The organism is Halomonas campaniensis (assembly GCF_002211105.1).
GTDB lineage: Bacteria > Pseudomonadota > Gammaproteobacteria > Pseudomonadales > Halomonadaceae > Vreelandella > Vreelandella campaniensis_A.
In genome coordinates this window covers 1-14,427 of record NZ_JPUA01000032.1, presented here as the reverse complement: position 1 = coordinate 14,427, position 14,427 = coordinate 1, and the positions used below count along the sequence as shown (strand labels likewise).

Here is a 14,427-nt window from a genome sequence, read left to right as displayed (position 1 = left end):
CATGGTCACCGCGCCGACAGTAGTAGATCCCCGCCAATGGGATTATGAATATGAAGACCAAGAGGAAATGATATTCAAGCAAAACGCTTTAAACGAATACCGCTATAACTTTTCAGTGCAGCTAGCGGCGATGTGTGACGAGCTGAATATTGAATTTCAGTACGTTGAAGATACCCGCATCGATATTACCCAGAAAGCGGGCCTAGTGGCGGATGATAGGTTGGCGGTGACGCAGGCTAAAACGTCAATTGATCAGACTAAAATCCACATTGATCAGCAAAAGCAAGCCATCGACACCACCGCCGGGCAGGTGAGCGACCACGCCCAGCAGGTGGCCGATGACCGCCAGCTGGTGGCGGATGACAAGCAAGCTGCCGCCGACTCTGCCCAGGCGGCGGGCGAGTCAGCGGGGCAGGCCGAGCAATCAAGGCAGGCCGCGCAAGATCTATATCAAGACCTGGACGCCGTGAACACGGCGAAAACGCAATCGCAGCAGGCCGCGCAAACGGCTGGCGAGCAGGCGGGCTTGGCTGAATCATCGGCAGCGATAGCGACTGAGCAAGCGGGAATAGCTACGCAAGCCGCGCAAGATGCGAATGTTGATATTGATGAAAAGCTTGAGGGCTACGTACCCCGCACCGGTGCCGATCTAGGGAGCAACGATCTAAAAGCCCGGCTGACGCATAACAGCGGGTATATGTACATCGGCAGCTATAGCACCGCAACGTACGGTGAAGGGCAGCTTCGAGTTTGGTGGAACCATAACGCTGGCCAGCTCGATATGGGCGGCGCAGAACTGCGCAACGTAAGTGTTCGAAATGCTGACGTTACCGGGCGAAAAGCAGTCACTAATATGGATTTAGTGGGCCCTAGCGGCACCGATGTGGCAGCCTCGGTGTTTGCCCTACAAGCGGGTGGGCGCTCTCCCACTATTCGAGACGATACGAACCTGGGTAGGGCTTCGGGTTTTTACTACGGCTTGAGCGCTGCAAACGCCCCTGATGGCAGTAACGGCCATTATTTTTGGTCTAGTTATAGTAGTGACGACTACAATAAATACTTGTTTATTCGGCAAAACACGGCTAACCGAGCATGGATTGGTGGCAATCATGGCGGCGTTTGGTCACCGCCCGCTGAACTTTGGACAACTGAAAACCTAGATATAACCGTCACCGCAGGCGGCGTTGAGTTCGACGGTGTGTTAACTGCGGATGGGTTAGACATACTTAATGGCGTCACGCTTCGAGGGGTGACTGATGGGCTCCAGATAACCCGTTCGGCGGGGTCTGTTGTAATTGGTAACCGAAACACTAGCTATACGCACTACACAAGTTCGGCAGGGAAGCACTACTTTTACGGGGATCTTCACTCCCAAAGCGGGTTTTATGGCAACGGTAGCGGCTTAACTAACGTCAATGCTTCGCAGCTTAACGGCCAGTCTCGCAGCGTTAACGACGATGCCAATTCGATTGCTGGTCGGGATTCTTCTGGCGATATTAGAGCCAGGCTTTTCCGCTCAACGTACACGCCCACAAACAGCAATATCGCTGTTATTTACACGGCGAGGGAAGCCGACGGCACTGATTTTATGCGCCCCTCAACGCCTGCGCAGGTGCGCGCTGCTCTGGGCGTTGACGTGATCACCGGCTCAAACAGCAATGGCCGATATTATCTCTACCCAGATGGTCGGCTTGTTCTTGTCTTAAATCCACTGACATTCACAGCGAGTAACAATATCGTGATGGAGTGCTCAGCGACGCTTCCTTATCCCAGATTGGCTTCTGCTCCAATAGTGGCGTCTGTCAGCCTCCCCGTCCAAACAACTTATTACACCTTGTGTCAGCCGCTTGATATATCAAACGTTTTTGACAATGGGGGCAGTGGTACCAGCAGCGTTTCTTTTACGCTTGTAAGGCAGGAGGGGCGTGGCTTTGACCTTAGCGCTTCCCTCTCGAATGTTCGCGTCAGTATTGAGACGCGCTGGAAATAGGAGGCCATCATGAAACTGCTGATAGTAGACCAACCCGCGCACCACGATTACACGATAAGCGGGGAGGTGATTAACGGTATCGACCTGTCGGTTTTTCCGGCTGATGCAACGTTCAAAGGCAACGCTGACACCGCAGCGGCGGGCATTCATAACGTCGAGCGCATCGAGGGCGAGCTGCATGTCACGCTGGGCCAGCGAGGCTTGCTGTATGAGTGCACGCCGGTCAACGGGAGCCATGACTGGTTTGGTACCGGCCAATGGATCGACGCCGCCACTTTTGACAATGAGCAATGCTACATCGTGGCCACCGCCGCCCCCGATAACGCGAGCTATGAAAAGCGCGATGACGGCTGGACGGTGACCGTGCCGGTGGTTGAAGAGCCGGAAGAGCCCGAAGCGGGCGAGGAACAGCCGATAGACGAGGTGGTGGAATGAGCGAAGCAGCGCAGTTTTGGGAGCTAAAACCCACGGCAGCTGAAATTCTCAACGATGTTAAAGCGCGGAAAATTCAGGAGATCAACGCCGCGTATGTTGCCACGATAACGCCGCTAGTCAAAGAGTATCCGGAAATCGAGCAAGCGACCTGGCTGGCTCAGGAGAGTGAAGCCCGCGCTTACCTGGCGTGGCACGATAACCACCAGGGCGGCGCCCCGGCAACGCCGGTGCTAGACAATATCCTGCTGGGTCGTAACGGCGAAGACGGCACCGAAACGTTGCGCGATCTGAGCCTAGCGGTGCTTGAGAATGCCGATGTGTTTACCCAGGCTCAGCAGCTCACCGGGAAGCGGCAGCGGTTGGTTAAAGCCGTGCGGGCGGCTGAGGCAGTGGAAGAGATTGAGCTGATTAGCTGGTAAGCCCCCGCCCGCGCACCAAACCCCGCCGCCATTGAGCGGTTTTTTTGTGCCTGTTGTAAGAGATCTCTTACAGAACTGTCGTTGATCTCTTACATACAGGGGCTTAAATCGTGTCTATACTGGGGGTTGTGACGCCAGGAACGCCGCTTTTAGCATGTCGGACGCGTCACGACACGGATGTTTTGTGTATGTAGAAGGGACTCAGTTTATTGCCAGGGATGGCATACTCTATGATTTAGCGACTGCTAGCTCATCCCATTTCGTAGTGTAGCGTGGTGTTCTATGTTCGCACCGAAGCTCCCACGCATTGATCTTTCTCGGCATCCCCAGCCTCACCGTATTTTTGCCATGCTCTCTATTGAGCTTGTCCAGCGTCGCCATTAATTTCTCATTCCTTTCCCGCTGCTCATCACTCACCGGCTCAGCCAGTAACCCGAGCTGTTCATTATCGTGGTCGCACAGATCCATCAGCATCACGCCACACTTCTGATACCAGATACCTTCCTTGAATATCCTTTCCAGTCCGGCTATTGCAGCACGTACCAACTCACGGCTGTCGTCAGTGGGGTGGGGCAACGGTATTACCAGGCTTTTACTGTAGCTCGGCAGATCATCTCGGAATCTATTCGTGCGCACAAACACCATGATGGCCTGGGCTAAGCCTGACTGCTTGCGTAGCTTCTCGCCTGCACGGGAGGAATGCACGCGAACCGCCTCATGCAGATCTGCCTTATTGCTAGTTAGGCGCCCAAAGCTGCGGCTGACCATGATCTGCTTTTTAGGCTGAGTCATGTCGTCCAGATGGATACAGTCGACGCCGCGCAGTTCCCAGACGATCCGCTCCATCACCACCGAAAAATGCTTACGTAAATGCTTTGGACTGGCTTCGCGCAGCTGCCACGCGTTCTCAATGCCCAGCGTGTGCAATCTCACAGCGCTACGCCCAGCTACGCCCCATATCTCAGTAACAGGTAGATGCTCAAGGAAAGCACGAGTGTCTTCACTATCTGGATGCATGATGGCCACGCCGTTAAAGTGCGGCTCTTTCTTCGCCCGATGGTTAGCGATCTTCGCCAGCGTTTTGGATGTGCTCAGCCCAACGCTAACCGGAATGCCGGTATCACGGCGCACCTGGTGGCGCATTGTCTGGCACCGCTCCGCAAGCGTTTCCGGCTCGAAACCTTCAAACGATAGGAAGGATTCATCGATTGAGTAAACGTCAACGTGAGGTGTGTGCTGGCTGAGAACGTCAGTAACGCGGCGGCTCATGTCTCCGTATAGGGCGTAGTTAGAGCTCAGCAGAATGCACTGGCGGCGAATGTGCGGGTCGATCTGGTGTGCGGGCATGCCCATCGCGACACCCAGTGCTTTGATCTCGGTTGATCGGGCGACCACGCAACCATCATTGTTCGACATCACACCAACGGGCTTGCCTTCCAGCTTGGGATTGAATACGCGTTCGCAACTGACGTAGAAATTATTACAGTCGACTAGGGCGATCATACGGCGAACCCAGGGGCCAGCGAGTGGATATTGTGTGTGACGACGCCCCACAATTGGCACTCTCGGCCTTCTAATGGCATTGGTCGAAACTCAGGGTTTGCGGCAAAGAGGTATGGGCGGTTGCCGATCGACCCCAGTTTTTTGCACGTGAGCTCACCGTCAACGCTCATTATGACGATATGGCCAGACTTAGGCTCAAGTGAGCGATCGACAATCAGTAGGTCACCGTCATAGATCCCCGCGCCTGTCATCGATGTCCCTTTGGCCCTTAGGTAGTACGTCGCGCTAGGGTGCTGAATGAGATGGGCGACTAGATCCAGCTCGGCTTCAAGGTAATCATCCGCTGGCGATGGGAAGCCTGTGCGCACTTCGCCAGCGGCTAGGGGCAGCTTAAGCGGTGGGGCGGTGGTATCGACTCGCCCGAGGATGGATAAGTGCATGCTCATGCCATCGACTCCTCTGGGTTCCAGCGCAAGCGGATGTGCTCTGCAGCGTCATCCAGTGGGATCATGGTCACGTTCTCGACGGTTCCCAGGTCTTCAAGCATGCGCGCCCAATCTTCCGGGGCTTCGTCGGGCTGGCGTTGCAGTTCTACGCAGTGCTCAGATTGCGCTTTAGGACTACCGATCTGTTTCTGCACTCGCTTGACTAGCTGCTCGTATGATTTAGACATAAGCGCCTCCTAGAATGCTGGTGATATATACAGTATTTAGGGGAGACGATAAGCGAAGATCATCGTTGACTGCAAGCGCTGATATGAAAGGGCGGCTGCGAAGCGCCGTTCATCGACTATGATTCAAGCATGTGTGGACGATTCGCGTTATTCACCCCGTTAGAGCGACTGGCCGCGCAGGTCGGTGCAAGTGTGCCTGACAGCAATTTGCGTCCGCGTTATAACGTGGCACCTGGTACCTGGATCGCAGTCATGTACCAGGCTTCAGAAAACGAGCAGCCGATTATTGATGAGATGTGGTGGGGGTACAGGCCGCGCTGGGCCAAGAGCACGGGCAGCCAACCGATTAATGCCCGGGTGGAAACGGTGGCCACCAACGCCTATTTCAAATCTGCTTTTTCAAAGCACCGTTGTTTGATACCGGCAGACGGTTGGTATGAGTGGATTAAAGATTCGAAGCCAAAGCAGCCGCATTACATTTGCCGTAAGGATCGAGAGCCGCTGTTCTTCGCTGGGTTATTCGCTGAGCGTGATGATGGCAGCATGGGTTGTGCCATCGTCACTGAGCCCGGGCGGGGCCGTGCTGCCGAAGTGCATGATCGAATGCCGTTGATACTGGATGACGATAGCCTTAAGCACTGGCTGGCACCTGACATCACGGATCGGGAGACCATTCGCAGTTTGGTGCGGCATATCAATGCCAATCTGGTCGAGCACTGGGCGGTGAGTACCGCGGTTAATAAACCGGCTGAAGGGCAGGGGGAGGAGCTGATTAATCCGGCGTAGCAATCCACTGGTCGCAGTTTGGTCGCAGAACCAGCGCGACCAATGTGCTGTATGTAAATATAGTAAATCCGTAAGATGCTGTTTTTATTATAAAGCCTTGTGCAAGCGCGGCCTCAAAAGTATAGCTGCGCGGATTCAAAATCCGCCGTGCTCTTAAGCTATTCGATATACCACCATGCCATCAGGCATACGCTGATAAAGCCGGTACTGGTAAATATTCTCAATGCTGTCAAAGCTGTCGTGGCCCACAATTTCAGGCATTTTCACTGGCTCAGGCATATTGAGATATGGAACCTCAGCGGTAAGCTTTAGGCTCTTACCATCCCACGGCCCGCCTTCCAGTCGCGCTTGTATAGACATCTTGAAATCCTTTCGGCAATTGGTGGTTGCTGTTTGGTTGCTGACTGACTGCAACCATTATAGATAATGTAAGCATAGGAAGGCGATAAAGCCGCTTGTTATGCGCAAGACCGCATGGCAGGCGCGACCCTGGTGGATACCGCTTTGCACTCATAATCCCTTGCGCCTGATTAGAATGGCGACATCAACGCTCAGACGATACAATTCAGAATCGAGAAAAAAGCTCAACCGATAGCACACCTGGGTAACAGGCTGGGTAACGACGAGACAAGATATGCGTGATGTTGATACTAATCAGCCAGTTATTAGCGCTAGAGTGATGATGCTGGATAATTACGATAGCTTTACGTTTAATATCGTACAGTACCTGGGTGAGCTGGGTGCGGAAGTGATCACTCATCTCAATGACGACATCACCATTGAGCAAATTGAAGCGCACGCGCCGACGCACCTGGTGGTGTCGCCCGGTCCCTGCACGCCCAACGAGGCGGGAATTTCCATGGCCGCCATCAAACACTTTGCAGGCAAGCTGCCTATCTTAGGCGTCTGCCTGGGGCATCAGGCGATTGGTCAAGTGTATGGTGGCAAGGTCGTGCGCGCGCCGCAGGTGATGCACGGCAAAACCTCAGCCGTGCTGCACGCTAACCAAGGCGTGTTTGAAGGGCTGGATAACCCGGTTGAGGTTACCCGCTATCACTCCCTGGTGGTCGATAAAGCGAGCCTGCCCGACTGTTTGCAAGTGACTGCCTGGACAGGCGATGACGATGTAACCCCCGGTTTAGTTATGGGGTTTCGTCACCGCGAACTGGATATAGAAGGGGTGCAGTTTCACCCCGAGTCAATTCTTACCCGCCAAGGCCATGAGCTGTTGGCCAACTTTTTAAAACGCGGCTAATGGCCGGTTTCACACGCTTTTAGGGGCCCCTCTGCTCATGCAAATGCGAGATGCGATTAATGCGGTGATGCGCCGCGAAGACCTCACTTTCGATGCCATGCACGCTTTAATGCGTCAGATCATGACCGGCGATGCAAGCGATGCGCAAATTGGCGGCCTGCTGGTAGGCCTCGCCATGAAAGGCGAAAGCGCCGCGGAAATTAGCGCCGCTGCCCAGGTAATGCGTGAGTTGATGAAGCGCGTTGAGCTGAGTGCTGACAACGTTGTGGATATTGTCGGCACCGGTGGCGATGGCGCCAACCTGTTTAACGTTTCCACCGCCGCCAGTTTTGTCGCCGCGGCCGCTGGAGCCCATGTAGCCAAACACGGTAATCGCAGCGTTTCGTCGTCGTCGGGCAGTGCGGATCTGTTCGATGTGGCGGGTATCTACCTGGATCTCAAGCCTGATCAGGTAGCGCGCTGTATTGAGCAGGTGGGCGTAGGCTTTATGTTTGCACCCAACCACCACCCGGCCATGCGCTATGCCATTGGCCCGCGCCGGGAAATGGGCGTGCGCACGCTGTTTAATATTTTGGGCCCGCTGACCAACCCTGCTGGCGCACCGAACCAGGTGCTGGGTGTTTACGCCCCAGAATTAGTGCCATTAATGGCGGAAGTGCTGAAAACGCTGGGCAGCCGCCACGTGATGGTCGTCCACTCAGAGGACGGCCTGGATGAAATCTCCCTGGCTAGCCCTACTCTGGTCGCTGAGCTAAAAGAGGGTGAGATTACCCAGTACACCATTACCTCAGAGGAGCTGGGCATTGAGCGCCAGAGCCTCTCAACGCTGAAAGCCGCCAGTGCCGAAGACAGTCTGCGCTTGGTCAAGGCCGCGCTTTCCGGTGAAGGTGCCGCTGCCGATATGGTCGCACTAAACGCTGGGGCCGCGCTCTACTGTTCGGGGGTTGCGGATACCTTAAAAGAGGGGGTGATGGTAGCTCAGGACGCGCAGGCCTCTCAGCTGCCGCTCGAAAAACTCAAAGAGCTTTCGCACTTCACCAGCGTTTTTAAGCAGTAGGTGCTTAAACAAGATAAGCTTTAAAAAAAGAGACCACCATGACTCAACAGGCAACGCCGACTATTTTAACGCGCATTCTTGCTCGCAAAGACCAAGAAGTGGCTGAGCGCCGTCAGGCCGTTTCAGAGGCGGATCTGCTCACCCTCGGGGAGCAGCAGAGCGCCCCGCGTGGCTTTATTGAGGCGCTTAATACGCGCATTGCAACAGGTGATCCGGCGATTATCGCCGAAGTGAAAAAAGCCTCGCCTTCAAAGGGTGTTATTCGTGAAGAGTTTCACCCCTCGGATATCGCCAAAAGCTACGCCCAGGGCGGCGCTGCCTGTCTCTCCGTGCTTACCGACGCCGATTTTTTCCAAGGCCATGAAGACTATCTCATTGCCGCTCGGGATGTCTGCACGCTGCCGGTGATTCGCAAGGACTTTATCACCCACGGCTACCAGGTGTGTGAAGCGCGGGCGATTGGTTCGGACTGTATTCTGCTGATTGTTGCTGCCCTGGATGACGCACAGCTTCGCGATTTGCACCAGCAAGCCAATCAGCTGGGTATGGATGTGCTAGTCGAGGTGCACGACGCCGAGGAGCTTGAGCGCGCCCTGGCGCTGGATCTAAAGCTGGTCGGCATCAATAATCGCAACCTACATACCTTTGAAACCAGCCTGAATACCACTTTGGATCTGCTGCCGCGCATTCCTGAGGGCGTCACGGTGATTACCGAATCGGGTATTCATACCCGCGATGACGTGGAGCTGATGCGCGACCATAACGTTAACGGCTTTCTGGTCGGCGAAGCCTTTATGCGCGAAAGTGATCCGGGATTGGCGCTGAAAAGGCTGTTTTTCTAACGCCACCCGTTTTTAGTTCGCCGACCGTTGGGTTCTCCAACTGAGCACGGCAACGGTAAGGGCTGGCAAGAAGGTGACGGTGACAATTGCCGTGCCGAGCAGCCCAAATAGCACAATGGCACCGACGCCGCGGTAAAGCTCGGTGCCTTCCCCGGGTAGAAACACCAGCGGTGAAAGGCCGCACAGGGTGGTAAGAGTCGTCATGGCGATAGGCCTTAAACGGCTCTCCACCGCCTGTTGAACGGCTTCACGAATGCCCATCGACGCCGTGCGTAGATTCTCCCTCGCCTGATGAACCACCAGTATCGGATTGTTGACCACCGTCCCCATCAGAATCAAAAAGCCCAGCATAGTGATCATATCAAACGGCTGACTGATGGCATTCAAGCCAATTTTCGGCAGCTGAGCGCCCACGGTATTCATCAGCCATAGCCCCACAATCCCCCCAGCGGCGCCTAACGGAATAGTGGCGAGGATAAGTAGCGGGTAACCCCAGTGGGCAAAAATCGCCACCAGCAGCAGATACACAATCGCCAACGCGATTAACGCATTGCCGGTAAGCGCTTGGCGGGTGGCGTCTAATTGATCCCCCGCGCCGGTCACGCTGACATTAATGTTGGCGGGTATGACGCCCTCATCGCGCAGTGGGTCGATCACCTCGCGCTGCATCCGCTCGATACCGGCTTCCAGCGCCACGCTGCGCGGTGGAATAACGTCCAGCGTCACGCTGCGGCGACCGTCTACCCGTCGCAACGTAGCCGTTCCCACGGTTTCGCGAATTTCGGCGAGGGTGTTGAGCGGAACGCTTATCCCTGAGGGCGTATAGATGGGCAGGGTGGCGAGGGCGTCCAGGTCGATATCGCCCGCCTCGGGGCCATAGCCGTAAAGGTCGATTTTCTCGTCGTCGAGATAAAAGTCATCCAGGTAGGCGCCGTTGGTGAGCACCGCGACGGTGGTGCCAAGGGCACTGGTATCAAGGCCGACTTCTGCGGCGCGCTCCCAATTGGGATATACCTCAATCAGCGGCTGGCCAAGATCCAGCGCGGAGGGGCGTGACTGGATGCGCGGGTTATCGAAAACGTCTTGCGCACGTTGGTAAATCGCATTGGCGGTGGTGTAAAGCTCGTTGAGATCGTTACCGGCAATATCCAAAGTGATACTGCGCGTTCCGCCGTCATTGCTGGAGATAATCGAGCCGCGAGCGGCAAAGGCGCGCATGTCTGGGTATCTTTCAAAGCGCAGGGTGAGGGCGTCCATTAACGCTTCAATATGGGTGGGGTCGATGGTTTCCGCAATGATCCGTAGGCTTTGGGCTTCGGCTTGAATGCCCATGGTGCGAATCGGCGGGATGTCGGTATCGCCGCGCTCGAAGTCCTCTGGATCAGCGCCTACATGGGGTTCCAGTTCTTGCTGCAGGGTTTGGGCAATCGCATCCATGGTGGCCAGGTTGTAACTCGCAGGGGCGTTCATACTGGCAAAGGTTTTGGCCTCTTCGCCTTCGGGCAGGTACTCAGCCGGGGGCGTCAGCCAGACAAAAATGCCGATACCACCCACGATGCCCAGCAGGATAGCGAGAAAACGTCGGGAGGTCGTACGGATCATGCCATCAACCACCCACAGGCAACCGCGTACCCAGCGTGGCGATGTGGTTGAGGTGCTCTCCTTGCCACGAAAATCGATGTGCGCGCCCAGAGTGGGAATAACGGTAATGGCGACCACCATGGAGACAATAATCGAGGTCGAGATGGCCACCGCAATATCGGAGTAGAGCTGCCCGGCTTCCTGCTGAATAAAGAAGATCGGCACAAAGACTAGAATAGTGGTCAGCGTTGAGGCGAGCACCGCGGGCCATACTTGCTTGACGCCCTCGAGAGCCGCTTCAAAACGCGCCAGCCCACGGCGGCGTTGGGTCTCAATGCTCTCCAGCACGACGATGGTGTTGTCGATGGTCATGCCAATGGCGAAAGCAACACCCGCCAGCGAAATAACGTTGAGCGTGCGGCCCGCTAGCAGCAGGCCTAGAAAGGCAGCAATGGTACAGATAGGGATGCCAATCACCCCAGCCAGGGTTGCTCGGGCAGAGCGCAGGAAAGCGTACATCACCAAGGTGGCAAACAGCGCGCCCAGCCCCAGGTTGACCCAGATATTGGCAATCGACGACTCCACGTAGCGCACGTCGTCGCTGGAGAGCGTCATACGCATGCCCTGCTCGGCTAGCAGACCTTCATTAAGCGCTGCGACTTCGTCGAGCATGGCGCGCTTAATATCGATCACATTGGCGCCCGGCTCCCGGCGCACCTGCACGCTCAATACCGGCTGTCCATCCGAGCTGTAAGCGCGAGAAGTGAGTTCGGCGTAGGATTGGCGTACTTCAGCCACATCGCTTAGCCGGGTGACCGCGTCGCCGTCGCGGATGAGGATCAGCGCTTCAAGGCTCTCCACATCCTCAAAACGGCCCACGGTACGCAGCAGGTAGCGGCGTTTGCCGCTCTCGAGGTTGCCGCCGGAGACATCCTGGTTGCGGGCCTGAAGGGCGTCCTGAATGTCAGCGATACTCAGTTCACGGGCGACCAGCGCTTCGGGGTCGATCAGTAGCTGCATTTGCCGCTCTGCACCACCGGAAACAGTGACTTCCGATACGCCCGCAACGCTCTCCAGGCGCGGGCGGACGTTATCTTCCAGGTAATCGCGCATGGCCGGCATATCGAGCTGGCGCGGATTATCCTCCCGTGGGCCAACGTTAAAGTACATAAAGGCGTTAGCGGAAAAAGAGTTAGCGACAATGCGCGGCTGGTCGACATTGTTGGGGTAGGAGGGTACCTGGCTTAGCGCGTTGTTAACCCGAATCAAGGTTTCGGTAAGGTCTACGCCAAACGGGAACTCCAGCTCGATTTCGGCGCTGCCGCTGCTGGCGGTGGACTCCATGCGCTGCAAATTGGGCACATTACGCAGGAACTCCTCCTGCTCGATCAAGATATCCTTTTCAATATCCTGCGGCGTGGCACCCGGCCACTGGGTCTCGATGCCCACCACACGGGTTTCAAGGTCGGGGATCATCTGTACCGGGATGCGCCAAATCGCAGCTATCCCCAGAATCAGCAGGATCAGCGTAATAACGCTCACCAAGATGCCGTGACGAATAATAGCGGCAAACATATGCGGGTATCGCTCCTTAGTCGTCGCTCAGGGACACTTCTTGTCCCTCTTCAAGCCGCTCATTTCCGACGACAATAACGCGGTCTCCCGCTGACAGGCCCTCATTCACAGCGACCTCTCCTTGGTAGCTGCTGCCGATCTCAACCCGCTGCTCGAACGCCTGCCAAGTATCCTCGCTCTGGCGGGCTAACCAAACGCTAACGCTGCCATCCGGACGGCGAATGAGGGCATCCCGCGGCACGCTGGGCCCGCTTTCGCCGTTAAGCTGCAAACGGCCTTCCACCGCCATACCCGGTAGCATTTCAAGTGGTGTTTCCGGCGCCGCGCGAAGCAGGAACTGCCTTGAGCTGGCATCAAGAGGAATACGCGCGAGGGTGCGCGCCGGGTGCCATTGATCGCTGCCTTCTAAGCGCACCTCTAATTGAGAGCCTTCAAAGCGCTGATAGACGGAGAGCGGCACCGAGAAATCCAAGCGAAGGGAAGCTAAATCGACCAGGGTAAGCAGGGTATCGCCAGGGTTTACCCACTCACCGATATTGCTCTCACGGTGGGTGACCATGCCGTCAAAGGGCGCGCGTATCTGGTGACGCTCAAGCTGCAGCTGGGCCAAACTATAGTCGGCTCGACGCGCTTCAAGGGTGGCCTGGGCCGCCGCCAAAGCGCTTTCACGCTGGCGTCGTTCACTGGCGGCAAAGTTTTGCGCCGAGAGCTGATTGGCTTCGCTCACTAAGCGCTGCGCTTCGTCGCGCTCGGCTTCTGCCTGGGCAAGATCCGCGCGGGCCCGCTGGCTTTCCAGGCTAATATCGCGAGTATCAAGTGATAAAAGGGGCTGGCCCTGAGTAACTGTGTCGCCCATTTCAACCGTTAGCTCGCTGACCTGACCCGCTTCAGCGCTAGACAGCTGTGAGGTTTGTGGGGCGCTAACGCTGCCGGTCAACGGCAACACCTCTATCCGAGGAGAGTCCGCCACTACCTGCGTCTCAACACGGTTTTCCTGAGCGACCGCCATGGCCGCTAGGCTCAGGGTTAAAACAGCGCCTGCGCCTAGACGAGTCAGAGAGGGAAGTAGAGATAACAAGGCAGCTCCTGAAAAATAACAGTCAATGAACAGCGTGACAGCTTTTTGCGCTGTACGCCGTTAGCTACCTCAACGTTATACAAGGTTTAGTGTTTGTACAAACTTTAGCTGCGCTTTAGGGCAATGAGCAGCGCCTGCAAAGGATGTAGCAGAACTTGTTCAGAGTAGCGCTTCACCTGGCTGCGGCAGGAGTAACCGGTGGCCAGTAACTTACCTGCGTTGTTTTCGGCTTCCACCTGGGGCTGCCAGGACTGGGCGTAGATCGTTTTTGACGTAGCGGCATTGCGGGTTTCGTGGCCGTAGGTGCCCGACATGCCGCAGCAGCCGGTGGCCATCAGCTCAAGCTCTAACCCAAACGCCGCGAACACCTGCTGCCATGCTTTAGGGCTACCCGGCGCGTTGGTTTTCTCGGTGCAGTGGGAGAGCAGCTTAAACCCTGGGTCGGTTAGCTTAAGCTGGTTGGGCGCAAGCGTGTTTATCCGGGTCGCCAGCCACTCCTGTAGCATCAGCACCTCCGGCACCGCCTCATTGCCTAGCGCTTTGATGTACTCCTGGCGATAGGTGAGCGTCATCGCCGGGTCGATGCCCACCATGGGGATATCAAAGCGGGCCAAGGTGCGTAGCCGTTCGGCTTGCTTGGCGGCGGTGCGCTCGAAGGCACCCAGAAAGCCCTGCACCTGGAGCGGTTTGCCGTTAGCCGAATAGGGCATCACGAACACGCGTAGATTGAGACGCGATAGCAGTTCCACAACGTCCATGACCAGCTTGGCTTCAAAGTGAGTGGTGAAGGCGTCCTGCACGATAATCACGCTGTTGGCGCGCTGCTGCTCGGTTAACAGGGCCAGTGAGAGCGGCGTCGCCTCGGCAACGCCCCAGGCGTTGAGCTGCTTTTTAACACTGGCCCGGGAAAACGGAGGGGAATCGCTCATGCCCAGCGTGCGGCGCATTAGTTGCTCTACCCAGCGCTGGCCAATCACGGCGTTATACAGCGGTGCGGCTTTGGCCAGGGTGGGCAGCATAAATTCAGTGCCGCCAATCACGTAGTCACGCAGCGGGCGCAGGTAGCGGCCGTGGTAGACCTCCAAGAACTGTGAACGGAACTGAGGGACGTTGACCTTGACCGGGCACTGCCCCGCGCAGGATTTACACGCCAAACAGCCCGCCATAGCGTCATAAACTTCGTGGGAGTAGTCGTGGTGCTGCTTGCGGCTTAGGGTGTTCGCCACCCGCAGC

Annotated in this window: 14 protein-coding genes; 7 read left to right on the top strand and 7 right to left on the bottom strand. The window is 56.3% G+C overall.

Annotation, left to right across the window (positions count from 1 at the left end):
* The first annotated feature begins 1 nt into the window (after position 1).
* The 3 genes from JI62_RS11660 to JI62_RS11650 are packed head-to-tail and all read left to right on the top strand — an operon-like array spanning position 2 to position 2,844.
* On the top strand, positions 2-1,990 hold the full coding sequence (locus JI62_RS11660; RefSeq protein ID WP_088700326.1) for a hypothetical protein: 1,989 nt from the start codon (positions 2-4) through the stop codon (positions 1,988-1,990).
* A 9-nt stretch (positions 1,991-1,999) separates the two neighbouring features.
* Complete coding sequence (locus JI62_RS11655; protein WP_088700325.1) at positions 2,000-2,425, top strand: hypothetical protein; 426 nt, start codon at positions 2,000-2,002, stop codon at positions 2,423-2,425.
* Positions 2,422-2,844 (top strand): hypothetical protein, encoded by a 423-nt coding sequence (locus JI62_RS11650; protein WP_088700324.1) that lies wholly within the window; start codon positions 2,422-2,424, stop codon positions 2,842-2,844. Before JI62_RS11655 ends, JI62_RS11650 begins: the two co-directional genes overlap by 4 nt.
* 228 nt (positions 2,845-3,072) lie before the next feature.
* Here JI62_RS11650 and JI62_RS11645 read toward each other — a convergent pair whose 3' ends face one another.
* From JI62_RS11645 to JI62_RS11635, 3 genes are read right to left on the bottom strand one after another with little or no spacing between them, the layout of a single operon-like run.
* Positions 3,073-4,347 (bottom strand): Y-family DNA polymerase, encoded by a 1,275-nt coding sequence (locus JI62_RS11645; RefSeq protein ID WP_088700323.1) that lies wholly within the window; start codon positions 4,345-4,347, stop codon positions 3,073-3,075.
* Positions 4,344-4,793, bottom strand: a complete 450-nt coding sequence (locus tag JI62_RS11640; RefSeq protein ID WP_240513223.1) for a LexA family protein — start codon at positions 4,791-4,793, stop codon at positions 4,344-4,346. Before JI62_RS11640 ends, JI62_RS11645 begins: the two co-directional genes overlap by 4 nt.
* Positions 4,790-5,020 carry a DUF1654 domain-containing protein gene (locus JI62_RS11635; protein WP_088700321.1) on the bottom strand — a complete coding sequence of 77 codons (231 nt, stop codon included), beginning with the start codon at positions 5,018-5,020 and terminating at the stop codon, positions 4,790-4,792. The genes JI62_RS11640 and JI62_RS11635 overlap by 4 nt, the downstream gene beginning before the upstream one ends.
* A 129-nt stretch (positions 5,021-5,149) precedes the next feature.
* On the opposite strand from JI62_RS11635, the gene JI62_RS11630 reads away from it, so the two are divergent.
* The gene (locus JI62_RS11630) at positions 5,150-5,806 is read left to right on the top strand and encodes an SOS response-associated peptidase (protein ID WP_088700320.1); all 657 of its coding nucleotides are present in this window, start codon (positions 5,150-5,152) and stop codon (positions 5,804-5,806) included.
* A 153-nt stretch (positions 5,807-5,959) separates the two neighbouring features.
* Here the strand turns inward: JI62_RS11630 and JI62_RS11625 are convergent, their stop codons facing one another.
* Positions 5,960-6,166, bottom strand: coding sequence for a hypothetical protein (locus JI62_RS11625; RefSeq protein ID WP_088700319.1), 207 nt, complete (start codon positions 6,164-6,166; stop codon positions 5,960-5,962).
* A 274-nt stretch (positions 6,167-6,440) separates the two neighbouring features.
* Between JI62_RS11625 and JI62_RS11620 the strand changes: the two genes are divergently transcribed.
* The 3 genes from JI62_RS11620 to trpC are packed head-to-tail and all read left to right on the top strand — an operon-like array spanning position 6,441 to position 8,960.
* The gene (locus tag JI62_RS11620; protein WP_088700318.1) at positions 6,441-7,061 is read left to right on the top strand and encodes an anthranilate synthase component II; all 621 of its coding nucleotides are present in this window, start codon (positions 6,441-6,443) and stop codon (positions 7,059-7,061) included.
* Positions 7,062-7,098: 37 nt separating this feature from the next.
* Positions 7,099-8,118: an anthranilate phosphoribosyltransferase gene (trpD, locus tag JI62_RS11615; protein ID WP_088700317.1), complete on the top strand. Its 1,020-nt coding sequence runs from the start codon at positions 7,099-7,101 to the stop codon at positions 8,116-8,118.
* A gap of 38 nt (positions 8,119-8,156) precedes the next feature.
* Complete coding sequence (gene trpC / locus JI62_RS11610; protein ID WP_088700316.1) at positions 8,157-8,960, top strand: indole-3-glycerol phosphate synthase TrpC; 804 nt, start codon at positions 8,157-8,159, stop codon at positions 8,958-8,960.
* A gap of 12 nt (positions 8,961-8,972) precedes the next feature.
* Here the strand turns inward: trpC and JI62_RS11605 are convergent, their stop codons facing one another.
* The 3 genes from JI62_RS11605 to JI62_RS11595 form a co-directional block, all read right to left on the bottom strand.
* Entirely contained in the window at positions 8,973-12,116 is a 3,144-nt protein-coding gene (locus JI62_RS11605; protein WP_088700315.1) for an efflux RND transporter permease subunit, read from the bottom strand.
* A 16-nt stretch (positions 12,117-12,132) separates the two neighbouring features.
* Positions 12,133-13,194, bottom strand: a complete 1,062-nt coding sequence (locus tag JI62_RS11600; RefSeq protein ID WP_088700314.1) for an efflux RND transporter periplasmic adaptor subunit — start codon at positions 13,192-13,194, stop codon at positions 12,133-12,135.
* Between the two features lie 104 nt (positions 13,195-13,298).
* On the bottom strand, positions 13,299-14,427 hold a 1,129-nt coding region (locus JI62_RS11595; protein ID WP_141101321.1), incomplete at its 5' end, for a (Fe-S)-binding protein.